This is a genomic window from Devosia sp. SD17-2 (assembly GCF_029201565.1).
In the GTDB taxonomy this organism is placed as follows: Bacteria; Pseudomonadota; Alphaproteobacteria; order Rhizobiales; family Devosiaceae; genus Devosia.
Genome location: NZ_CP104002.1, coordinates 2,418,783 through 2,440,245, shown reverse-complemented (window position 1 = coordinate 2,440,245; position 21,463 = coordinate 2,418,783). Strand labels below are relative to the sequence as shown.

The window sequence follows — 21,463 nt, the reverse complement described above, 5'->3', positions numbered from 1 at the left end:
GTGAGGGCTTTCTAGCGACGCAAAGTAGGCCCCTGATCAGTCGTCCGGCTCTTTCATAAATGCGTCAAACTCGGCCTGCGTAAGCGGATTATACTCTGGCCAAGCAGCAAGCACAGCCTTCACACCTTCAGTGCGCCTCGCCTTTGAGATGTCTGCAATAAGGCTATCTGTCCATTCCTGAACTTTATCTAGGATTTGCTGATCAAGGCGATCTGAGTTTGTAAAGATTGCGGAAGCTTCCCAGATTTCAACGGGACTCCGGAATTCAAAGTGGCCGCCTGTGTATTCCAGTGAGCCCATCCGAGTGTTTCCAAAGTAATAAAGTTCGAAACGCGCTTGTCCGGTACAGACACCATTTCCCATTCTGTAACCGAGTCCGCCTATGTGCAGGACTGGTGAAAACACTGTGTTTGTAGCCAGTTTTTCAGTGTAAACTGAAATCCCGAACTTCTCTAACTCAACTCTAATTTTTGCGGATATGGCGGAGGTGTTGGTCCAGCATTTCCCTTCTATCTGGTCATCCACTATCAACTCGACGGAGCCAACAACGCCCACTACATCTCTTCCAGTTATGGACGTTGTGTTCTTGTACACCTCGCCCCAATAGGCACTTTCGTCTGCGTAAGGACCGGTGTGGTAAGGCTGCGCCGAGGTCGATTGCGCGCCGAGGACAAACAGGTAGGCACACAAGCCGAGTTTCAGTTGATTAGCAGACTGGAGTGGACCCCGTTTCGCCGGACAGGCGGCGGTTGGGTTTAGGCACTGAGGCGCAGGAACTCGCGTGGTGAGCGATACTTGAGCCCGGAGTGCGGGTGGACCTCACAGTAATCGTCGATCCATTCGGGCAGCAAGGCCAGGATAGTCTCGGCGTCTGGGAGGATAACGGTTGAGGCGTAGTCCCTTTTCAGGGTTTTGACGAAGGCCTCAGACATGCCGTTGCTCTGTGGGCTTCGAACCGGGGTGAAGAGCAGGTCAATGCCCAGCGCCGCGGCCACTTGTGCGGTCTGCCTGGCGATATAGGCACTGCCATTGTCCGAGAGCCACTCTAGCCGGTGTGGGACCTTTAGGGCCTGGAAGCGGCGCTCGACGGCGGCGATCATCAGATCACAGACCATCTCGCCGGAGATGCCGGCATTGGCGACGGCCGACCAGGCGATGATCTCTCGGTCACAGGCGTCGATGACGAAGACGATGCGCACCACCTCGTTATTGCGGGCATGGATCTCCAGATGATCGGAGCACCAGCGGATATTAGAGCGCAGGGCAACGACGACGCCGTCGTGGGTGCGGGTGGGCCGCAGGGCAGTATGCTTTTGAAGGGTGAGCCCGTTCTGCTGCATGATCCTGAGGACCCGCTTGGTGTTGACGGTGGGCTTGCCCTCCTTGCGCCGCTGCCTGTTGAGCAATGCTGTCACACGGCGATAGCCATAAGTGGGTCGCTGGTCGATGATCGGGCGTAGCTCGGCAAGAAGGGCAACATCGTCCGGCTTGCGATAAGGTCCGCGCGGCTTGGATGGCTTGCTGGCGCGCTCGATCAGGTTGGACCTCGAGACGCCCAGAGTGCGGGCAATGACGCTCATTGGGTATCGTCCTCGGGATTGCTCCACGACAGCAAGGGCGAAGTCCGTTTTTTTGGGCGCGCGAGATCCAGGGCCTCCCTCAAGATCTCCGCTTCCATGGTCTTCTTGCCCAGCATGCGCTCGAGGTCACGCACGCGCTTTTCCAGATCGCGGACCTGGGAAGCGCCAACGACATCTTCATCGGCCTGAACGGCTGCGTGGCCGCCTTCAAGCATGCGGCGCTTCCAGGCGAAGAGCTGGGAAGGGGAAATGCCGGCGCGTCGTGCCACGTAGGAAACGCTCATGCCCGGCTGCATGGCTTCCTCCACCAACCGAACCTTCTCGGCCACTGACCAGCGCCGGCGGCGTTGCACGGAGGTGATGACTTCGACCCGTCGAAACGGCTCGTCGGAACTCTTGGACATAGTCGTACTCATAGGCGCATGCCTATGCCTTATCGGCTATGCCGCCTGTCCGGTCAAAATGGGGTGCGCTCCACAGACATTGAATTACGACTTCGTACGTTTGACGCGGGGGTTGATCGCATTGAAAACCTCTTGCGCGTTAAAGGTATTCGAGGCCATCGGCTCATTATGTCTGGGAGTGTATACTCTTATCATTAGGTCTTCCCCAGGCTTCACGATGTCGTACGTATAGCCGGGCGTATACGTTGAGAAAGCTGTGTTACCATAAACTTGAGTGCGCATACTTCCTGCTGTTTGGCCGATCGACGTTCGGGTGGCGTTACGGCCGGAAAGCACAACGAAATGCGTCTCACCTGCGTTGATCGCGGTTTCTGCCGCTTTCAGAAGTGAGTAATCTTGTACTGTAGTCGAGTCGGTAAATCCGTTTCCCCGCGAGGAAATTCGATACACGTCACTCGTTACTGCCGCGGCTTCAACTCCGCCGGTAAGTCCCATCTCCCCGTAGGTAGTCGAGCAGGCCGCCAACAACACGCCCAAGCCTATCGAAATAAACAATTTTAGCATTTGCCCCCACCCCATTTCTGATGTCCCAATAAACACATCTTGCAGGCGGGAGAATAGCAAGAACTTCAGTATTGATCAGTTCTGGATGTAATTTTCCTTAGCCACTTTTCTTTGACTTCTAGGGGGTAACCGATGCCGTACGAGATACCTTCCCCCGCGGTCCTCCATCCACCTATTTGGTCAACTATATCGCTGGGGCACTCCACAACGCGTAGGCGATCCCGCAAGCTGTGTCTGAAACTGTGCACCACGCATCCCTGGGGCACCTTATTTGTGAGCCACTTGTTTAGCGAAGCGCTAGCAGAGTTAGCGTTAGTAGGTCGTGTCCCGGGACGTGGTGTAACTGAGGTGGTCAAGCCGCTCGCGAGCGCGCCATTAGGAGCGCCGTAGCGAGCGAGCGGCTGGGTGGTCATCGACGGATTTCCGGTAAGGTCTGGTTGCTTACGCCAACCCTGTACCTGAAGGACCACCGATGACCGACTCGATGATGAACCTGCGCTCGCTGGTAGAGAAGGCCCCCGACGCCGATATTCTGCGCGAGATGATTGGCTTTGCTGCCGAACGGCTGATGGAAATGGAAGTGGGTGCCGCCACTGGCGCCGGCTATGGCGAAAAGAGCGCCGAGCGGCGGGTCCAGCGCAATGGCTACCGCGAGCGGGACTGGGAGACCCGGGCCGGCACGGTCGAGCTGCGCATCCCCAAGCTTCGCAAGGGCAGCTACTTCCCTGGCTTTCTGGAACCTCGGCGGCTGGCCGAGAAGGCGCTGACGGCGGTGATCCAGGAGGCGTATATCCAAGGCATCTCGACCCGGTCGGTGGACGACCTGGTCAAAGCCATGGGCATGAGCGGCATCTCAAAGAGCCAGGTCAGCCGCCTGTGCGAGGAGATCGATGGTCGGGTGAAGGCTTTCCTTGAGCGGCCGATCGAGGGCGACTGGCCCTACCTGTGGATCGACGCCACCTACCTCAAAGTGCGCCGGGGCGGCCGCATCGTCTCGGTGGCCGCCATCATGGCCGTGGGCGTCAATGCCGATGGCCGGCGCGAGGTGTTGGGCATGGAGATCGGCACCTCGGAAGCCGAGGCGATCTGGACCGAGTTTCTGCGCAAGCTGACCCGCCGCGGCCTGCGAGGCGTGAAGCTGGTGATCTCCGATGCCCATGAGGGCATCAAGGCCGCCGTCACCAAGGTGCTTTGCGCCACATGGCAGCGCTGCCGCGTTCACTTCATGCGTAACGTCCTCGCCCATGCCGGCAAGAGCGGTCGCCGCGTGGCCAGTGCCTTTATCGCCACGGCCTTCGCCCAGGAGACGCCGGAGGCGGCCAGCACCCAGTGGCGCGCCGTTGCCGACCAAATCCGCCCTCGCGTGCCCAAGCTTGCCACCATCATGGATGAGGCCGAGCACGACGTCCTCGCCTACATGAGCTTCCCCAAGGAGCATCGGGCCAAGTTGCACAGCAACAACCCGATTGAACGGGTGAATGGCGAGGTGAAGCGCCGGACCGAGGTCGTGGGCATCTTCCCCAACGAGGACGCAATCATCCGCCTCGTCGGCGCTATCCTGCTCGAACAGAACGATGAATGGGCGGTTCAGCGGGCGAGATATATGACGCTGGAATCCGTCGCCCCGTTGAGCGATGATCCCCTCGTCAGCTTGCCGGCAGTTCCCGCACGCTGACCAGCCCGGCCAAGCCGGATATGCGTGGAGGCCAAGCCTCAGTTACACCACGCAGTGGGGCACGATCCGTTAGTACGCGTTGACCGGTTGTAGCGGGGAAACGCCATCCCAGTAGTCTCCGACTCCGCAATTCGCTTTGCCGCCCAAAGGGCATGCCCGACAAGCGGAACCTTGCGCGCGCTAGCCTCTGTCTTAAGGGAGCGCCAAGTGTGCGGCGTTATGACAACGTGAGGAATGGGATCGTTCAATATGAGATCAGACACTGCCAACCCGGCAGCTTCTGCCAGTCTCATACCTGTGTCGCTTATCAACGCAATAAGCCACCGAATGTCGTCATCAATCTCGTGACATTGCGCTTGAATCCTCTGCAGGACAGACGGGGGAAGCGGTTTTCGATCCGAACTCTTTGCCGTCCGCTTGAGGTACACCCCAGAAAATGGGTTCGGGGCCGTGATGCCTGACTCACTTAATACAAAAGCAAAAATTGCCTTGATTGTTGACATTACGCGCTCAACGCTACTGGTGCCAAGTTTGCGATCGTACAAGGCATCCCGGAAGGTAGTGGCATCCGACTTTGTGTATGCGAGCAGAGGTTTGTTTCCTGACGATTTGATCAGGTATTCAACGGCCCTGTCGGCACCCATGTGGAATGTCTTTGATCTGCCTACCCCCTTGAGACGCAAATAGAGCGCCTTGGCCTCTACAAGAGTTGGGCTAGGCGGTCTTTTTCGTTCCTCATCAATTAGTAGTCGATGATGACCCGGGACTTGCCCGTCATTCATCCGTAGCTTGAACCAAAACTCATCCAATTTGGCCGCGTGAACCAACCCACTTGCTTTGGCTTCTCTGGCTGACCTTGTACGCAGAGAATATGAAATTCTATCCGTCGCATAGTGACCGCGAAGGTCAGATGGAACGCGTCTGCTGAAGTAGTAGATGCCGTCCTTCAGGAAGGCGAAACGAACTGATTTGGTCTGCAATTTGGTCTACCCCAAAAGCTGCACGTGACAGGTTTTGTAGACAGATCAGTTGCTTAAATAGGTGGGGAAAGGGAAAATGGTGCCCCCCGCCGGACTCGAACCGGCACGCCTCGCAGCGGAGGATTTTGAGTCCTCTGCGTCTACCATTCCGCCAGAGGGGCACGAGAACGGTTCCTATCTCAGTCCCAGATGGCGCGCAACATCCCGATGCACTTTATCCCGCGTGAGCCTCGATGGAGCGGCGGCGGCAGCCGAGCCATCATCATTTGACGGCGCAATGAGGCAGGCGTAAACACCCGCTGCGGTCTTGCCCTGCCTCCCGCGCCCGTCCAGCCGGCAACCTCTCTCAAAGAGGCCGCGAAATGGTCCTTGCCGTCCCGGCATCCGGGGCTCGCCCTCGACCGTAAAAGGACTGCGTTTCGCGGAGATTCCTATGCAGCCGACGACTAGACCGCTCTGGATGCGGTTCAGCTTCTTTCTCTTGCCCCTTATGGCGGCCAATATCCTTCAGGCCCTTTCAGGGACAGTGAACTCGATTTACGTGGGGCAAATGATCGGTGTGGAGGCCCTTGCGGCCACCGCAACGTTCTTTCCCATCATGTTCTTTCTGATGAGCTTCATCATCGGACTTTCGGCCGGCTCAACCGTCCTCATCGGGCAGGCCTGGGGCGCCAGGAACATCGACAAGGTCAAACAGGTAACCGGAACCACGCTCACCGCCGCCCTCGCCCTGGGTGTTGTGGTGGCCATCGTCGGTGGCATCTGGACCGAACAGATCATGACTGTGCTGGGTGCGCCGGACAATATCATCGAGATGGCGGTCGGCTATGCCCGGATCGTTCTCATCGCCATGCCGTTTTTCTTCCTGTTTCTGGTGGTGACTTCCGTCCTCCGCGGTGTGGGAGATACGGTGACGCCGCTATTCTCGCTGATCCTTTCCATGGTCGTCAGCCTGCTGGTGACGCCGGCACTGATCCTGGGATGGTTTGGGTTGCCGCAACTGGGCGTGAACGCGGCTGCATGGGGGATGGTGTCGAGCTTCCTGACGGTGCTGACATTCCTGTTCTTTTACATGCGCATTCGAAACATGCCGCTCGCCCCGGATCATGTGCTGCTGTCTGCCATGCTTCGGCCCGACCTCAAACTGCTCGGTCTGATCCTCAAGCTCGGCATTCCGGCTGGCTTGCAGATGGTCATCTCATCGATCGCCGGTATTGTCGTGGTTGGGCTGGTCAACCGCTTCGGCTCTAACGCCACGGCGGCCTATGGGGCGCTGGGGCAGGTGATGAGCTACGTGCAGTTTCCGGCAATGTCGATCGGCATCGCCGCCTCGATTTTCGCTGCTCAGGCAATTGGCGCGCGGAAGCTGGATCAACTGGGCGCCATCACGCGCACCGCTCTGGTCCTCAACCTCATCATCACCGGCGGCTTGATCGTACTGGCTTATCTGTTCAGCCAACATGTGGTGGCCCTGTTCATCACGGATCCTGAGGTCATCGAACTGACCGAAACCCTGTTGCACGTGGTCCTCTGGAGTATCCTCTGCTTCGGTTGGAGCGTGGTGTTTTCGGGGATCATGCGCGCCAGCGGCACCGTCTACGCCCCGATGCTGCTCTCGCTCGCCTGCATCCTGCTGATCGAGTTGCCAGGCGCAGTCTGGTTGAGCCAGACCAGCCTCGGGCTCACCGGCATCTGGGTCGCCTATGCGGCCAGCTTCACCGCTATGCTGGTCCTGCAGGCTGCCTGGTATCAGTTCGTGTGGAAGAAGAAGAAGATCGTCGCCCTGGTCTGACAGCGGCATGTCCTGTTAAGTCGACCGGACGCCTCAGCAAGAAACAAAAATCCCCGCTCGCGCGGGGATTTTTTTGTTTGTGAAATCAGCTTCTGGGTTCAGACGCTGTCGCCGAAGAACATCCGCAGGGCGCGCTTGCCGCCCGGGGCGAAGACGTCGATCTCGACATTGACCGGTTCCTGGACCATGCGGCGGGTACGGGCGGAGAGCGTCATCACCACATTGAGCAGATCGCCAACCGAGCGGCGCTGCTTGGGCAGGATACGGTCAGTCATGCCCGACAGTGCCTTGTTGCGCACGCGCATATCGGGGGAGGCGAGGGGCGAGCGGCCGATGAAACTCGCCAGTTCGATCAGGGCATTACGTTCGCTCATTGGGCTACTCCAGACACAAGCACCAAACTGCATTCTTATGATCGGGGCGGCAGCTGTCCGCCACCCCACTGGGCTGTTCAGCCCTGCATGGCGAGGCACGCCAGGCTCTGTTCCTTGAGACGATTGCACATCGCCGTCGCATCGGTGCGGTCGCCGAAACCGACGAAACGGGCACGGTAGAAGGTCTGACCGTTCTTCTCGAAACGCTCGACATAGGAGCGGAAGTCGCCAAGACCGCCAACCTTGCCGGCAGCATCCGACAGCATGGCACGGGCACTGGCTTCGGACGGGCCGGCGCCGATCTGCACGATCCAGCCGCCAACAGGGGCAGATGCCGTCTGTACGGAGCCGCTGGTCAGAAGATCAACCGGCTGATCGGACCCGCCGACATTGCCTGCCGGAGCGAGTGGCGCGGACGGTGCGGTCTGGCCGAGTGCGGCCGGAGGAGCTCCGAGGTTATAGGTTTCGCTCAGCCAGGCACCAATGATGTCATTGCTGGGATAGGCCGGGGTTGGCGCCTGGGTCGGCGCAGCGAGGATCGCTGCGGCCTGGACGGCAGGCTGGAGGCCAAGGTCAGCAGGCGCGGCCTGAGGGACCGGGACCGGCGCCGGCGCTGCTGCGCTTGCAACTGCGACGGGCTGCTGTTGCTGCTGCTGTGGCTGGGCGCCGTTACGGGCAACCAGTTCGGCAAGGCGGAAGCCAGGCAGCGGCATGGGCATTGCAAACACCGGCTTGGTGGGCTGGGCAATTGCGACCTGCACATTGCCGTGGCGGCCAGGGACGGGGACCATGGCGGTGCGCTGATAGTCGCCGCGACGACCCTTGGTCAGATAGGACGAGACCAGCTGGCGGACCTTCTCGTCACGGGCGCCGGCCGAGTTGAAGCCAAAAGCCACGATCACGATGTGACGGTTGTCCTTGCGGGCAGCGGTTAGCAGGTTCGAGCCGGCAGCGTTGATGTAGCCGGTCTTGATGCCGTCGACAGCGCCCATGTAGCCGAGCACCCGGTTGTGGTTGCCATAGGTCTTGCCGTTATAACGGAAGGCCGTGGTCTGGAAGAATTCATAGTACTGCGGGAAGTGCTGGAAGATCGCGATGCCGAGGATCGCCTGGTCGCGCACCGTGGTCACCTGGCCGCCATCGGGAAGACCCGAAGCGTTGCGGTAGGTGGTGCTGCGCATGCCCATGGCACGGGCGGTCGCGGTCATGCGCTCGGCGAATTTGCTCTCGCTGCCTGAAATATGTTCGGCGATCACGCGGGCCATGTCATTGGCCGAAAGGGTCACCAGCGACTTGATCGCGTCTTCGACTGCGATCGTCGAGCCAGCGCGCAGGCCAAGCTTGGTCGGAACCGCGGATGCGGCGTGCTTGGACACGGTCATCTTGGTCGACAGGGTGAGGTTGCCCGCCTGCAGCTCCTGGAAGAGCACATAGAGCGTCATGACCTTCGCAACGGACGCGGGATAGCGCCGCTGATCGGCCGCTTCCTCGTAAAGCACCTTGCCGGTCTTGGCATCGACGACGATGCCGGCATACTTGCGGAGGTTTTCGATGGAATGCGCAGGCATCGAACTCGACAGGCCGACAGCCAGGGCGAGAACGAAGGCGGCGATGGCGCGGAAGAACGTCGCGCGCCAAGGGGTCTTGGCCAGGAAGGTCAACCCGGTACTCCAACTCTACTCAATCGGGCCAAGTGGCCCGTACGCAACAAAAAACTCGATAATGCAGGGGTTGCTGGAGGTGTTCGTCCAGAAACTATCCTTGAAATGAATTTAATCGATGGCCGTTACCATTCCGTAAAATGCCATCGAATTTTGCAGTTTGTGACATTCGTGGCACCCTGCGTGCGAGCTGCCTTACCTCATCGGTAAATGTGCATTGAGTTTGGTTCAGCTAGTCACGTTTTCGGGAATTGATGGCCCTTAACATGCGGCCAAATTTGCCTACATAATGGGTCCCACCAGCTGCTTCGCTTTTACCAAAAGACTTTACGCAACATGACCTCACTATCCTCAGAAACGATGCAGCATCACCGCTCGGGGGAAAGCGCCGGAGTGGCCATAAGCATGGCTGGTCCGCAAAAGAATGACAGCGACCGCGACGGTGGCGACAAGCCCAATTTTGACACCGGGACGGTGACCAAGACGCGTCCCAAAACCAAAAGGCCGAACCTTTACCGGGTTCTCCTCCTAAACGACGACTACACGCCGATGGAATTCGTCGTTCTGGTGCTTCAGGATGTCTTCAACAAGTCACGCGAAGACGCCATGCGCATCATGCTGCACGTTCATCAAAAGGGGGTGGGTGAGTGCGGCGTATATCCTTACGAGGTCGCCGAAACCAAGGTGACGCGCGTCATGGATACGGCACGCAAGAACCAGCATCCGCTGCAATGCGTGATGGAAAAACAGTAGGAACATCAGATGCCCTCATTTTCGCGCGGACTCGAGAAGGCCCTGCACCAGGCAATGAACCTGGCCCGTGAGCGCAACCATGAGTTCGCCACGCTCGAGCACCTGTTGCTCGCCTTGACCGACGATCGGGAGACGATCGCCGTGCTCAATGGCTGCGATGTCGACATCGACGCGCTCAAGAGCGACCTCGAAGATTTCATCAATGAGGAGCTGGACAGCCTCATTGTCTCAAACGGCCAGGATGCGCGGCCCACAGCCGCGTTCCAGCGCGTCATCCAGCGCGCGGTTATTCACGTCCAGTCGTCCGGCCGGGAGGAAGTGACCGGGGCCAATGTGCTCGTCGCGATCTTTGCCGAGCGCGAGAGCCATGCTGCCTATTTCCTTGAGCAGCAGGACATGAGCCGCCTCGACGCGGTGAATTTCATCTCCCACGGCATCACCAAGTCCGGCCCGAGCGAAGAGCGCAAGGTTCGGGGTGCCGAAGACGGGGAAGGGGCACAGGACGGCAGCGCCGAAGGCAAGAAAAGCTCTGCCCTCGCTGACTTCTGCGTCAACCTCAATGAGAAGGCCCGTCAGGGCAAGATCGACCCGCTGATTGGTCGCGACAGTGAGTTGCGCCGCACCATTCAGGTTCTATGCCGTCGCTCCAAGAACAACCCGCTTTATGTTGGTGACGCCGGCGTGGGCAAGACGGCCATTGCCGAAGGGCTCGCCCGCAAGATCATCGAAGGTGACGTGCCCGAGGTGCTCAAGGAAGCGGTCATCTACTCGCTCGACATGGGTTCGCTGCTTGCCGGCACCCGCTATCGCGGCGATTTCGAAGAGCGCCTGAAGTCCGTCATGAAGGAACTCGAGAAGATGCCGCATGCGGTGCTCTTCATCGACGAGATCCACACCATGATCGGCGCTGGCGCTACTTCCGGTGGTGCGCTCGACGCATCGAACCTCTTGAAGCCTGCACTGGCTTCGGGCGCGATCCGCTGCATCGGCTCGACCACCTATAAGGAATATCGCCAGTTCTTCGAGAAGGACCGGGCCCTGGTCCGCCGCTTCCAGAAGATCGACGTGAACGAGCCGACTGTTCCTGACGCCATCGAGATCGTGAAGGGTCTTCGTCCCTATTTCGAAGAGTTCCACAAGATCAAGTACACCGACGACGCCCTCAAGGCGGCCGTCGAACTCAGCGCGCGCTACATCAACGATCGCAAGCTGCCCGACAAGGCAATCGACGTGATCGACGAAACAGGCGCCAGCCAGATGCTGGTGCCCGAGGATCAGCGCAAGAAGATCATCGATGTCGAGGATATTGAGACGACCATCGCCTCGATCGCGCGCATCCCGCCAAAATCGGTGTCGAAGTCCGATGCCGAGCTGCTGTCCGGGCTCGAGCAGAGCCTCAAGACCGTGGTGTTCGGGCAGGATCAGGCCATCACGGCGCTGTCCTCGGCGATCAAGCTTGCGCGTGCCGGCTTGCGCGAACCAGAGAAGCCCATTGGCTCATACCTGTTCACTGGCCCCACCGGCGTCGGCAAGACCGAAGTCGCAAAACAGCTCGCCGATACGCTCGGCGTTGAACTGCTTCGGTTCGACATGTCCGAGTATATGGAGCGCCACACGATCAGCCGGCTGATCGGTGCACCTCCGGGCTACGTCGGCTTTGATCAGGGCGGCCTTCTCACCGATGGCGTTGATCAGCATCCGCACTGCGTGGTGCTGCTGGACGAAATCGAAAAGGCCCACCCCGATCTCTACAACATCCTGTTGCAGGTGATGGATCACGGCAAGCTGACCGATCATAATGGCAAGGCGGTCGACTTCCGCAATGTCATCCTGATCATGACGTCCAACGTGGGTGCTGCAGAGCTGGCCCGCTCGCCTATCGGCTTTGGCCGGAGGCGCGAGCAGGGGGATGATGAAGAGGCGATCAACCGCACCTTCTCGCCCGAGTTCCGCAATCGTCTCGACGCGATCATCTCCTTTGCGCCGCTTCCGCGCGAAGTGGTGGCACGCGTGGTCGAAAAGTTCGTGCTCCAGCTCGAAGGCCAGCTGGCCGAACGCGGCGTCACGATCAACCTGACGCCGGAAGCCGCCGACTGGCTGGCCGAGCACGGTTACGACGAGCGCATGGGCGCACGGCCTCTTGGTCGTGTGATTCAGGAGCACGTCAAGAAACCGCTGGCCGATCAGGTGCTGTTTGGCGAACTGGTGAATGGCGGCAATGTGACGGTGGCTGTGGTCGGCGAAGGTGCCGATGCAAAGCTCGAGCTGGTTGCGGTTCCCCCGCGTCCCGCCAAGCCCAAAGCGCTGCCCAAGCCTAAGAAGCCCAAGGCAACTGCCGAAAAGAACTGATTTTATATCACGATAATGAAAGGGCCCGGAGCGATCCGGGCCTTTTTTTGTTCGGGGAACTCGCGGCTGAAGATCGCGTGATTCCGCCGCTGGAGCGGACTTCTGCTCGATAGCAAACGGCCCGACTTGGAAAGAGGGACCTCCGCATGGCTTCCATCCGCCCTTGAGCGTTGATGATCTCACCTGCGGGGATTACACCTCGAGGGCCGACTTTGAGGTCGCCGGTTGGGTATCCCGGCGCTGCATCTAGCAGTACTCGTCGCGTTCGCGTCCCAACGGCTCAAAAACCAAAATCAATTTCGCTGGCAGGCTCGCGCCTCGCCAGCATGCATTCGCCGGAGACTTTGATGCTGCCCAAAAAAACGACACTCGTTCTGCAGATCGCCATGACGTTCATGATGGCGCTGACCATGTCGGGTACGCTCGGCTTCATTTTTAACGGCGCGAACTTCCTGTCGCACTGGCCGCAGACGTTCATCATCGCCTGGCCAATCGCCTTCATCTACACGCGCATCATCAATCCGATCGCGTTCAAGATCACATTCAAATTCGCGCCGCCGCACAACGCTGCATGATCCGAAGGCCGGGAGGTATCCCGGCCTTCTCGTTTCAGGCGGAGTGTGGAGGTACCCGCTGTGCTGCCATGAGATGGCCGAGCGCAAATGCGATGTAGGTGGCCGCCGGCAGCAGCAGAGCCTGGATGCCCAGGAACCGATAGAGCAGGGCGCCCAAGATCGCTCCACCCAAGAGCCCGAGCCAGATCACCAGGTGTTGGAGCCAGCGCCAGCGAGGCACCTTCCCCCTGAGTGCCAGCGCGAGGTCCTGGCCGGCGACATAGAGCGTTCCGGTGACGAAGGTCGCCCCAAGGCGCACCGCGCCGCGCATGGGCAGAATAGCGTTCTGTGCTCCCGCGGCCAGGGCGAGGAAGAGCATGGCTTGGCGCTGATCTATCCCGAGCAGCACCAGAACAAGCGCCAGACCCACTCCAATTGCGACAAAGCCACTGACCGCCGCGGGGCCCCAGCGCAGACTGAAAAGAGCGAGCAGATTGCCGGCAACGCTTCCAAGGAAGAAGAGGCCGACGAGACAGAGCGTGAGCGCGACGACCGGCAATTCGCCATTTACAAGCCCGGTGCCGCCTTGGGTCGTGTTGCCACTCATGAATGAGGTGAAATACCCACCAAGCTCAATGAAGCCGATCGCGTCGACAAACCCGGCAGCTCCAGTGAGCACCATTCCAAGGACGAGATGGCGAGTCGGGGTCATGACAGGGGCGTCTCCGGAAACTTCGGCATCCGAAAATCGCCCATGTCAGCCTCCAGCCTAGAACTTTGCCGCGATGTCTTTGGCGAGCGCTGCGAGTTCGCCATCATCCGCCTTGCCGCCACCGTGCGGGGCAAGAGCTGTGCCCTCATAGGCCGGGATGATGTGGAAATGCAGGTGGAAGACGGTCTGGCCCGCAGGGGCTTCGTTGAACTGCGCGAGGCGAATGCCATCCGCGCCCGTGGCCGCCTTGACCGCCTGGGCGACGCGCTGCACCAGCGGCATGACGGCCGAAAGGGCGGCAGGATCGGCGTCAATCAGGTTCCGCGACGCAGACTTCGCAATGATCAGCGTGTGACCGCGAGACTGGGGGAAGATGTCCATCATCACGAGGGCGGTGTCGTCCTCATAGACCTTGTGGCAAGGCAGTTCGCCCTTGAGGATCTTGGCGAAGATATTGGATGGATCGTAGCTCATCAGTCCCTCGAGAATTGTCATTCAGCGGCGGCAGGCACTTCGTCAGTCGCATTGTTGCCGTAGCGGAACCGGAAAAAGTTCAGCACCGCGAGGCCGGTCAGCGTAACCGGAACATATTTGACGCCGCGCGTAATGAAGAATAGCGCGATTCCCACCGCCGTCTCAGCGCTCATAGCGCCCTTGCCCATGGCCGAGGTGAACGACGAAGGGACGATGTGACGATAGATGAGATCATCGGATCGATAATAGGACCGCGCACGTGCCGCGAACGCGCGCTTGGAGGCAGAATAGTCCTTCAGTTCCGGCAGTCCCATGTCGCCATGGAACTCGACCTCGGAGCCGAGCGCCCAAACTTCCGGTGGCGCAAGGCGGGTCCGGCCAATCGCGGTAAAGGTCTCGATGAGATCGCGAAAGGTTACATAATTGGCGTTCCAGCAGTCCACTTCCTTTGCGCCGTGGGAAAGCACAAGCACATCGGCACGTTCGAGCTTTTCGCGCATCGCCTCGTAATTTCCGGGCGAGAAATCGACGCCGGACTTGGCGGTCTCAACGATTGCCCCGCGCTTCTCCAGAGCCTTGACCAGCGCGCCGCCAAAAGCACCGCCGGTGCCGGTGATCAGGAAACGACGCCCCTCGATCTGACATCCGGTGCCTGCGATCAGGTCGAACACATTGGCAAAGGAGGAGAAGAAATTGTGCGGATAGACGTGGTGCATGGCGTGGTAATTATTGTTCACCCACAACAGGCTCTGGTTGCCGCCCACGCGATCCATCGACATGTGGTTATAGTCCAGCCCTTCCTCGCGCAGCGTCATGCCCAGCATGATCGTGCGCAGCACGGCAACGGCCAGGATCGGCGGCCAGGGAAAGATCAGCAGGAACAGCGCGGTCCCGACCATCGAGGTCAGGTATTCCGGCAGAATGTGAAACCAGATGTTCTGCCGCGCATATGCAGGATTGACCTGCATGTCGAGGCCGAGAAATTTGTGGTGGACCCAATGCCACGACGAGAACTTCCGCAGCAGCGGACTGGGCGATTGCTCCCATCGGTGCAGCAGCCAGTGCAGGGCATCGAACAGAGCCGTGGAAACTACGAACGCTACGCCTGCCTGAAGCAGGAAAATCAGGACATCCCAAACCATGTTTTCTGTTTAGTAGGCCGGGCACCAAAGGAAAAGCCTCTTTGGCTGCGTCACTCCGTACGGTCGCCGCGTCGATAGGGCGTGTAGTGCTCGAGGATCTCCTGTTCTCGGGCGACGGCGGGCCGCTCGTCGTCGAGAAAGCCGGCCACGGCCTGACGCAGTCCGGAGTGGGCGATCCAGTGGGCGGAGTGCGTGGTGACGGGCGTATAGCCGCGCGCCAGCTTGTGATCCCCTTGTGCGCCGGCTTCGACGACAGCAAGCCCGTGGGCGATGGCATAGTCGATGGCCTGATAATAGCAGACCTCGAAATGCAAGAAGGGCACGTCGCGCGTTGCCCCCCAGTTTCGGCCGAACAGTCGGTCATGGCCGCGGAAATTGATCGCGCCGGCGATCGGCGTTTCCCCGTCATAGGCGAGCATCAGCACTACCCGGTCGGCCATGTACTGGCCGAGCAGGGAAAAGAACAATCTGTTAAGGTAGGGGCGGCCCCACTTGCGGGCGCCGGTGTCCTCGTAGAAATCGAAGAATGCGTCCCAATGAGCCTCGGTCAGCTCGGCGCCGCTCAGCCACTTCACCGAAATTCCGTCCGCCAGTGCATCGCGGCGTTCTCGCCGGATAACCTTGCGCTTGCGGGAGGACAGTGTCTCGAGAAACTGCGCGAAATCGGAAAACCCCTGGTTGTGCCAGTGAAACTGCGTGTCGACGCGCGGCAGCCAGCCTTGGGCGCTTGTCAGCTGCGCTTCCTTCTCGGGGAGAAAGGTCAGGTGGACCGACGACGCATGGCGTTGGGCCGCCAGATCCTGCGCGGTCTGCAGGAGTGCAGCCTTGATCCCGAGATCTCCTGACGGCACCAGAAGTTTGGGCGCCGTGGCAGGCGTGAACGGGACAGAACCCTGCAGCTTTGGGTAATAGCTGCCGCCTGCGCGTTCCAGCGCATTGGCCCAGCCATGGTCGAAGACATATTCGCCCATGGAGTGCGACTTGAGAAAGAGCGGCAGCAGGCCGACAGCTTTGCCATCGGCCCCGGCGATGACGATGTGCTGAGGCTGCCAGCCGGTGCGTGCGGATGCACAGCCCGATTCTTCCAGCGCGCGGAAAAAGGCTTGATCGATGAAGGGGTTGTCGGGAACGCCATTGGTGCCCGGGACAAGCGAATTCCAGACGTCCGGCGCTATCGACGCCGTCGTGGGATGGATGGTGGCGGTGAATGCGCTAGGAGGCACTGTCCGGGTCAAACCCTTCAAAGACGATCTGATCGATGTAGGGTCGCGCCGCCTCCGCTTCAACCTTGGATCTGATCGTCCAGGCAGTTACCGGCTTGCCGAGCGCACGCCAGAACGTGATCGCGGGCAGGGTGAGCGCAGCCTTGTCGCACGAAATGAAGTCAAACTGGGTTTCGTGCCAGTGTAGCAGATGACGCAGGATGTAGCGCTCGTCCTCGGAGATCCCGGGAGGATAGTCCTCGCTCTCGTAGTCATAGGTGATGGTGCCGCGCGGACCGGAAAAGCCGAACTCCCGGATCAGCGTGATCAGGCGTGGATCAAAGGATTCGACCGTGACCGGTCCGGTGTAAGTGCTGAGCGCCGCGGCGGCGACTTTGGCGAGCTGACGCGTGGCTTCGACGCTGGGCTGATGCTTGAGCTCGATCTGCAGCATTGCCCGGCCGCCTATCTGCTCGAGGAAAGCGGCAAGGGTCTGTGGCCGATCGCCCGCCGCGCTGTCGAGCAGCGCGATGTCCGTCATCTCGGTGACGCGGCGATCGCTGACGAGGCCCGATTCTCCGGTGAGCCGATCCAGCTTTTCATCGTGGAACACCACCGCATGGCCATCGCTGGTCAGCTGCAGGTCGCATTCAATCGCAAAATCCCCCGCAATCGCTGCTGCAAAGGCGCTTGCGCTATTCTCGATGATGCCGGCGGCGCGGTCATGCAGCCCGCGATGCGCGACGGGGCGTGGGAAAAGCTGAGCGGTCATGGCGGGCCCGGGTTGGATGAGCGGAAGGCGCTCGGATGACGTGATCTCACGTCCGTGTCCGAGCGCCTTCCCGAAGCTTAGACCTCGAAGATCGCTTCGATTTCGACTGCAGCACCGAGAGGCAGGGAGGCTACGCCGAAGGCTGCCCGGGCATGCTTGCCCTTGTCGCCCAGGATGCCGACGATGAGATTGGATGCGCCATTGGCCACGAGATGCTGCTCGTTGAACTCGGGCGTCGACGCCACGAGAACCGTGAGCTTGAGCACCTTCTTGACCTCATGTAGCGGAATGCCGCCCATGTGCACGACCTGGGAAAGCACGTTAATTGCGGCCAGTTCGGCGGCATTGCCACCCTGGACGACGTTCATGGTATCACCAAGCCGGCCCTGAACAACGCCGCTGTCGCTGCTCGAAATCTGCCCCGACACGTAAAGAAGATTGCCGCTCCGGGTGACCGGAACGTAGCTCGCCACGGGAGCCTTGGGGGCAGGGAGTTCGTAGCCGTACTCGCGAAGTTTCTCGATCGGGTCGGTCATTTGGTCTTGCCTTCTAGGTCGTCTTGCTGCGGAGGCGCCGACACGGCGTCGGGCCGGGATTTGTAAAGCTTGCCACGTATGACGGCAGTGCGCCCGAAGCGGGTCCGGACACGGTCCATTGCCCGTTCCGCCGCCGCCTTGCGCGCCACCATTGGCTCCAGCAGATCCGCCGGGTCAGAACCATCGGCGGCCTCAATTCCGGAGACGCCAATTCCGATCAGCCGGAATGACGTACCGTCCACCTCACGCTGCAGAAGGCTGAGCCCAGCCTCGTAAAGGACATTTGCAAGCTGCGTCGGCATAATCAGGTGTCGTGCGCGAGTCCGCAACCGGAAACCGGTGGTTTTGAGTTTAAGTGTGACCGTGTCTCCGACGACGCCCTTGGCCTTGAGCCGCTCGGACAGTCTCTCGGTGACATTCAGCAGTTCTGTGGACAAGTCCTCGAGCGTGGCAATGTCGGTGTTGAAAGTGGTCTCCGAGGAGATGGTCTTCATCTCGCCATCGGTCGAGACACGGCGCGCATCCTCTCCGCGCGACAGACGCGCAAGGCGTGCACCGGTCTCGCCATAGCGCCGCATCAGATGGACCGGGTCAGCCTCCTGGAGCTGACCGATCGTGTGGTAGCCATCCTTGCGAAGCCTCTCAGCGAACACCTTGCCGACGCCGAAGATGAGGCTGATCGGCTTGGGTGCCAGAAAGGAGAGCGTCTCGGCCGCTCCGATCACCGCAAAGCCGCGGGGCTTGTCGAGGTCCGAGGCGACCTTGGCGAGGAATTTGTTGTGGCTGAGCCCGACAGAGATCGTGACGCCGACCTCCTCTGCGATGGTGCGGGCAAACCGCGCCAATACGACTGCCGGGGGCGCCTTGTGGAGAGTTTGCGTCCCGGAGAGATCAAGGAACGCTTCATCGATGGACAGCGGTTCCACCAGCGGCGTCAGCATGTCCATGTGGCGCCGGATCTGGCGGCTGACCTCGACATATTTGGCCATGTTGGGCTTGATGATGACCGCATCCGGGCACAGCTCGCGCGCCTTGAACATCGGCATCGCCGAGCGCACGCCATTCTGCCGGGCAATATAGCAGCAGGTCGAAACGACGCCGCGCACGCCACCACCGATGATCAGCGGCTTGTCGCGCAGACTGGGGTCGTCCCGCTTTTCCACCGAAGCGTAGAAGGCGTCGCAGTCGACATGGGCAATGGAGAGGTCGAAGAGCTCGTCATGCGCGCGCAAACGCGGTGACCCGCAGGCTGTGCAGCGGCGAGGCTCCACAGCGCTGGACCCGGTCGTCAGGCAGTCGCGACATAGCCAGGCCATGGTCTTTCAATCACCCCGCGGGATTGAGCTTGTACCACACGCGCATAAAAGCTTCCGGGGTGGTTCCGGAATTGGCACAAAGGGCGAGCAATAAGGGCTCATTGGCGGCAAAATAGTCCAGCAGCCCGGTCTTGAGGCGTGCCGAGCCGATTGACGCGCGCAGGCTCTCCGGATCGAAGCCGACCTGCTGCATGAAGGCCAGGAGTTCGTCTGGATGTTCGGCGAGATAGCCCAGGCAGGCATCCGCCAGTGCCGAGACGTCGGAGGCCAGTGTGCTGGACGCGGACAAGTTGAGGCTCATTTGATGTTTTGTAACCGTTGCATGCTATCCCACATATGCGGGGAAGTGAAAGGGCGCTGCGTTTCCGGGCACCGGAAAAGCTCTCAGCTGAAGCCAGCCAACCGAGGCTGCAACCACGTAAGCGAGGAAGAATGCCCAAGACAGTCATGATCGTGGAAGACAACGAGCTCAACATGAAGCTCTTCAACGATCTGCTCGAATCGCGCGGTTACCGTGTCATTCAGACCCGGAGCGGGATGGAAGCTCTCGAACTGGCGCGCGCGCACATGCCCGACCTGATTCTCATGGACATCCAACTGCCGGAAGTGTCAGGCTTGGTGGTGACCAAGTGGCTCAAGGATGATGACCAGCTCTCCCATATCCCGATCATTGCCGTGACAGCGTTCGCGATGAAGGGTGACGAGGAGCGGATTCTCCAAGGTGGCTGCGAGGGTTACATATCCAAACCGATCTCGGTGCCACACTTTCTGGAAACTATTGCTGACTACATTGGCCCAGCCTGAACTAGCGACTTCTACGTACAGGTTTCTGCTTGATGGTGGCGGCGTCAGATGGATGCTCCGCTGTCCGCTTGCTTTGGGGGAAGAAGCGTGACTGCCCGGGTCCTGATTGTCGATGATGTTCCGACCAATGTCCGCCTGCTCGAGGCGCGGCTGACGGCCGAATATTTTGAAGTGCTTACCGCCCATTCGGGACCGCAGGCGCTCGATATCTGCGCAAACAACGACGTCGATATCATCCTGCTCGACGTGATGATGCCGGGCATGGATGGATTTGAAGTCTGCCGGCGGCTCAAGGCCAATCCGCGCACCCACCACGTTCCGGTACTCATGATCACTGCGCTCGATCAGCCGTCTGACCGGGTGCAGGGGCTCGAGGTCGGTGCCGATGATTTTCTGACCAAGCCGGTCGACGACATGCAGTTGATGGCGCGGGTGAGAAGCCTGGTACGCCTCAAAGGTCTGACCGATGAATTGCGTGCCCGCGCCATGACCGGGCAGCAGATCGCCATCGAGGACGCCCTGCGGGCAATGGACAATATTTCGGCCTCTGGCGGTTCGATTCTCCTCGTGGACAGTGATTTGCGTCACGCCGAGAGAATACGCGCACACCTGTCAGCTGAGCATAAGATCGATATCCTGACCGAGCCCGCAGACGCGGTGTTCCAGGTCACGGGCGCGCGCTACGAGCTGGCACTGGTCAGCATGGCGCTCGGGGAATTCGATCCGCTGCGGGTGTGCTCGCAGATTCGGACTGTGGACAGTACGCGCAACCTGCCGATCATCCTCATCGCCGAGGATGCGGACAAGCAAAAGGTGCTGCGCGCGCTGGACCTTGGCGTCAATGATTTCATCAGTCGGCCTGTTGAACGTAACGAGCTGCTGGCGCGGGTGCGGACGCAGATTCGCCGCCATCGCTATGCCATGGAACTGCGAGAAAGCGTCACCAGCACCATGGCCATGGCGGTGACGGACGACCTCACCGGTCTCTATAATCGTCGCTATTTCGACAGACATCTCAATGTGATGCTGGGCAAGGCCCAGGCGCAGGAGCGCGATTTGGCGCTGATGATCCTCGACATCGACCACTTCAAGGCCGTCAACGACAACTACGGCCATGACATTGGCGATGCGGTGTTGCGCGAGTTCTCGGCGCGCCTCAAGCGCAATGTCCGGGGCGTGGACCTAGCCTGCCGTTTCGGTGGCGAGGAGTTCGTCGTCCTGATGCCCGATACCGATGTCGCCAGTGCTGAAATGGTGGCTGAGCGGGTGCGTCAGGCCATTGCCGAGCGGCCTTTCGAGGTCGGCGTACAGCGGCCTTTGTCGGTCACGGTGTCGATCGGGCTCTCGCTCAACGAGAATGCCGCCGATACGCCGGAATCACTGATCAAGCGGGCCGACGTTGCGCTCTATCGGGCCAAGCGCGAAGGGCGCAACCAGGTGGTGCTGGACGCCACAGCAGTTTCGCCCGTTAGGGTTATTCATTATAATTAACAAACGGTTGCTGACGGGCGTTGGCTGGAATTCCTTGCGTTTCCAGCCTGCGAGCGTAGGGTCGTTTCAGACAGCCGCGCGGAAAAATTTCCAGCTGCGACAGTTCCCTACGGCTTTACTCAGGTCCGCCGCAACGCCTGGGTTCCCGTAGGGCGGTTGGTCCGGAAGCAGCGAGAGTGGCCTCTTAGAAGTGCTGCTCCGGACCAGCCACCTTTGCCCTCCAAATGTGACATCAATGTGCTCTGTTGCTAGCAGACTGTTAGCATTGAGCAGCGCCGGAAGCGAAATTGGTTGACGCATACGAAAAGGCCCCGCAATCGCTTGCAGG

19 protein-coding genes and 1 tRNA gene are annotated in these 21,463 nt (G+C 60.1%); 7 read left to right on the top strand and 13 right to left on the bottom strand.

Going from position 1 to position 21,463, the window contains the following annotated elements; all coding sequences use genetic code 11:
- Nucleotides 1-36: 36 nt before the first annotated feature.
- Both NYQ88_RS11975 and NYQ88_RS11970 read right to left on the bottom strand, forming a co-directional pair.
- Nucleotides 37-594 carry a hypothetical protein gene (locus NYQ88_RS11975; RefSeq protein WP_275651366.1) on the bottom strand — a complete coding sequence of 186 codons (558 nt, stop codon included), beginning with the start codon at nucleotides 592-594 and terminating at the stop codon, nucleotides 37-39.
- A 161-nt stretch (nucleotides 595-755) separates the two neighbouring features.
- Nucleotides 756-1,984 (bottom strand): IS3 family transposase gene (locus NYQ88_RS11970; RefSeq protein ID WP_275651365.1). Its coding sequence is split into 2 segments (ribosomal slippage): nucleotides 756-1,636 and nucleotides 1,636-1,984, totalling 1,230 coding nucleotides; the frame shifts between segments, so codons are not numbered across the junction.
- 1,036 nt (nucleotides 1,985-3,020) lie between these two features.
- On the opposite strand from NYQ88_RS11970, the gene NYQ88_RS11965 reads away from it, so the two are divergent.
- Nucleotides 3,021-4,223: an IS256 family transposase gene (locus NYQ88_RS11965; protein WP_024849733.1), complete on the top strand. Its 1,203-nt coding sequence runs from the start codon at nucleotides 3,021-3,023 to the stop codon at nucleotides 4,221-4,223.
- 1,057 nt (nucleotides 4,224-5,280) lie between these two features.
- Here the strand turns inward: NYQ88_RS11965 and NYQ88_RS11960 are convergent.
- A tRNA-Leu gene (locus tag NYQ88_RS11960) sits at nucleotides 5,281-5,364 on the bottom strand.
- A gap of 272 nt (nucleotides 5,365-5,636) precedes the next feature.
- Here NYQ88_RS11960 and NYQ88_RS11955 point away from each other — a divergent pair.
- The gene (locus NYQ88_RS11955; RefSeq protein ID WP_275651364.1) at nucleotides 5,637-6,995 is read left to right on the top strand and encodes an MATE family efflux transporter; all 1,359 of its coding nucleotides are present in this window, start codon (nucleotides 5,637-5,639) and stop codon (nucleotides 6,993-6,995) included.
- Between the two features lie 98 nt (nucleotides 6,996-7,093).
- Here the strand turns inward: NYQ88_RS11955 and NYQ88_RS11950 are convergent, their stop codons facing one another.
- Nucleotides 7,094-7,369 carry a hypothetical protein gene (locus tag NYQ88_RS11950; protein WP_275651363.1) on the bottom strand — a complete coding sequence of 92 codons (276 nt, stop codon included), beginning with the start codon at nucleotides 7,367-7,369 and terminating at the stop codon, nucleotides 7,094-7,096.
- A 77-nt stretch (nucleotides 7,370-7,446) separates the two neighbouring features.
- Entirely contained in the window at nucleotides 7,447-9,030 is a 1,584-nt protein-coding gene (locus tag NYQ88_RS11945) for a D-alanyl-D-alanine carboxypeptidase (RefSeq protein ID WP_275651362.1), read from the bottom strand.
- Nucleotides 9,031-9,435: 405 nt separating this feature from the next.
- Here NYQ88_RS11945 and clpS point away from each other — a divergent pair, with 405 nt between their 5' ends.
- From clpS to NYQ88_RS11930, 3 genes are all read left to right on the top strand, one after another.
- Nucleotides 9,436-9,783 carry an ATP-dependent Clp protease adapter ClpS gene (clpS, locus tag NYQ88_RS11940; RefSeq protein WP_275654914.1) on the top strand — a complete coding sequence of 116 codons (348 nt, stop codon included), beginning with the start codon at nucleotides 9,436-9,438 and terminating at the stop codon, nucleotides 9,781-9,783.
- Nucleotides 9,784-9,792: 9 nt separating this feature from the next.
- The gene (clpA, locus tag NYQ88_RS11935) at nucleotides 9,793-12,132 is read left to right on the top strand and encodes an ATP-dependent Clp protease ATP-binding subunit ClpA (RefSeq protein ID WP_275651361.1); all 2,340 of its coding nucleotides are present in this window, start codon (nucleotides 9,793-9,795) and stop codon (nucleotides 12,130-12,132) included.
- 347 nt (nucleotides 12,133-12,479) lie between these two features.
- A complete protein-coding gene (locus tag NYQ88_RS11930; protein WP_275651360.1) occupies nucleotides 12,480-12,707 on the top strand; it encodes a DUF2798 domain-containing protein in 228 nt (75 codons plus the stop codon).
- A 34-nt stretch (nucleotides 12,708-12,741) separates the two neighbouring features.
- On the opposite strand, the gene NYQ88_RS11925 is transcribed toward NYQ88_RS11930, so the two are convergent.
- The 8 genes from NYQ88_RS11925 to NYQ88_RS11890 form a co-directional block, all read right to left on the bottom strand.
- Nucleotides 12,742-13,398, bottom strand: coding sequence for a DUF1275 family protein (locus NYQ88_RS11925; protein WP_275651359.1), 657 nt, complete (start codon nucleotides 13,396-13,398; stop codon nucleotides 12,742-12,744).
- A gap of 57 nt (nucleotides 13,399-13,455) precedes the next feature.
- Nucleotides 13,456-13,872 (bottom strand): HIT family protein, encoded by a 417-nt coding sequence (locus NYQ88_RS11920; protein WP_275651358.1) that lies wholly within the window; start codon nucleotides 13,870-13,872, stop codon nucleotides 13,456-13,458.
- A 17-nt stretch (nucleotides 13,873-13,889) separates the two neighbouring features.
- Nucleotides 13,890-15,014, bottom strand: a complete 1,125-nt coding sequence (locus tag NYQ88_RS11915) for a hypothetical protein (RefSeq protein ID WP_275651357.1) — start codon at nucleotides 15,012-15,014, stop codon at nucleotides 13,890-13,892.
- A 50-nt stretch (nucleotides 15,015-15,064) separates the two neighbouring features.
- Nucleotides 15,065-16,237: a GNAT family N-acetyltransferase gene (locus NYQ88_RS11910; RefSeq protein ID WP_345774591.1), complete on the bottom strand. Its 1,173-nt coding sequence runs from the start codon at nucleotides 16,235-16,237 to the stop codon at nucleotides 15,065-15,067.
- On the bottom strand, nucleotides 16,227-16,988 hold the full coding sequence (locus NYQ88_RS11905) for a glycerophosphodiester phosphodiesterase family protein (RefSeq protein ID WP_275651356.1): 762 nt from the start codon (nucleotides 16,986-16,988) through the stop codon (nucleotides 16,227-16,229). The genes NYQ88_RS11910 and NYQ88_RS11905 overlap by 11 nt, the downstream gene beginning before the upstream one ends.
- A 77-nt stretch (nucleotides 16,989-17,065) precedes the next feature.
- Nucleotides 17,066-17,524, bottom strand: coding sequence for a RidA family protein (locus tag NYQ88_RS11900; protein WP_275651355.1), 459 nt, complete (start codon nucleotides 17,522-17,524; stop codon nucleotides 17,066-17,068).
- Nucleotides 17,521-18,840: a DNA polymerase IV gene (locus tag NYQ88_RS11895; RefSeq protein ID WP_275651354.1), complete on the bottom strand. Its 1,320-nt coding sequence runs from the start codon at nucleotides 18,838-18,840 to the stop codon at nucleotides 17,521-17,523. Before NYQ88_RS11895 ends, NYQ88_RS11900 begins: the two co-directional genes overlap by 4 nt.
- A 10-nt stretch (nucleotides 18,841-18,850) precedes the next feature.
- The gene (locus NYQ88_RS11890; protein WP_275651353.1) at nucleotides 18,851-19,129 is read right to left on the bottom strand and encodes a DUF3572 family protein; all 279 of its coding nucleotides are present in this window, start codon (nucleotides 19,127-19,129) and stop codon (nucleotides 18,851-18,853) included.
- Between the two features lie 143 nt (nucleotides 19,130-19,272).
- On the opposite strand from NYQ88_RS11890, the gene NYQ88_RS11885 reads away from it, so the two are divergent.
- Together NYQ88_RS11885 and NYQ88_RS11880 are read left to right on the top strand one after the other, a co-directional pair.
- Nucleotides 19,273-19,644: a response regulator gene (locus NYQ88_RS11885; RefSeq protein ID WP_275651352.1), complete on the top strand. Its 372-nt coding sequence runs from the start codon at nucleotides 19,273-19,275 to the stop codon at nucleotides 19,642-19,644.
- Nucleotides 19,645-19,731: 87 nt separating this feature from the next.
- Nucleotides 19,732-21,135 (top strand): PleD family two-component system response regulator, encoded by a 1,404-nt coding sequence (locus NYQ88_RS11880; RefSeq protein ID WP_275651351.1) that lies wholly within the window; start codon nucleotides 19,732-19,734, stop codon nucleotides 21,133-21,135.
- Nucleotides 21,136-21,463 lie beyond the last annotated feature (328 nt).

Bases quoted from the DNA above. Each gene is read 5' to 3' on its own strand.
- NYQ88_RS11965 (WP_024849733.1), top strand. From the start codon at position 3,021: ATGACCGACTCGATGATGAACCTGCGCTCGCTGGTAGAGAAGGCCCCC.
- NYQ88_RS11955 (WP_275651364.1), top strand. From the start codon at position 5,637: ATGCAGCCGACGACTAGACCGCTCTGGATGCGGTTCAGCTTCTTTCTC.
- NYQ88_RS11950 (WP_275651363.1), bottom strand. From the start codon at position 7,369: ATGAGCGAACGTAATGCCCTGATCGAACTGGCGAGTTTCATCGGCCGC.
- clpS (WP_275654914.1), top strand. From the start codon at position 9,436: ATGGCTGGTCCGCAAAAGAATGACAGCGACCGCGACGGTGGCGACAAG.
- clpA (WP_275651361.1), top strand. From the start codon at position 9,793: ATGCCCTCATTTTCGCGCGGACTCGAGAAGGCCCTGCACCAGGCAATG.
- NYQ88_RS11930 (WP_275651360.1), top strand. From the start codon at position 12,480: ATGCTGCCCAAAAAAACGACACTCGTTCTGCAGATCGCCATGACGTTC.
- NYQ88_RS11925 (WP_275651359.1), bottom strand. From the start codon at position 13,398: ATGACCCCGACTCGCCATCTCGTCCTTGGAATGGTGCTCACTGGAGCT.
- NYQ88_RS11920 (WP_275651358.1), bottom strand. From the start codon at position 13,872: ATGAGCTACGATCCATCCAATATCTTCGCCAAGATCCTCAAGGGCGAA.
- NYQ88_RS11915 (WP_275651357.1), bottom strand. From the start codon at position 15,014: ATGGTTTGGGATGTCCTGATTTTCCTGCTTCAGGCAGGCGTAGCGTTC.
- NYQ88_RS11905 (WP_275651356.1), bottom strand. From the start codon at position 16,988: ATGACCGCTCAGCTTTTCCCACGCCCCGTCGCGCATCGCGGGCTGCAT.
- NYQ88_RS11900 (WP_275651355.1), bottom strand. From the start codon at position 17,524: ATGACCGACCCGATCGAGAAACTTCGCGAGTACGGCTACGAACTCCCT.
- NYQ88_RS11895 (WP_275651354.1), bottom strand. From the start codon at position 18,840: ATGGCCTGGCTATGTCGCGACTGCCTGACGACCGGGTCCAGCGCTGTG.
- NYQ88_RS11885 (WP_275651352.1), top strand. From the start codon at position 19,273: ATGCCCAAGACAGTCATGATCGTGGAAGACAACGAGCTCAACATGAAG.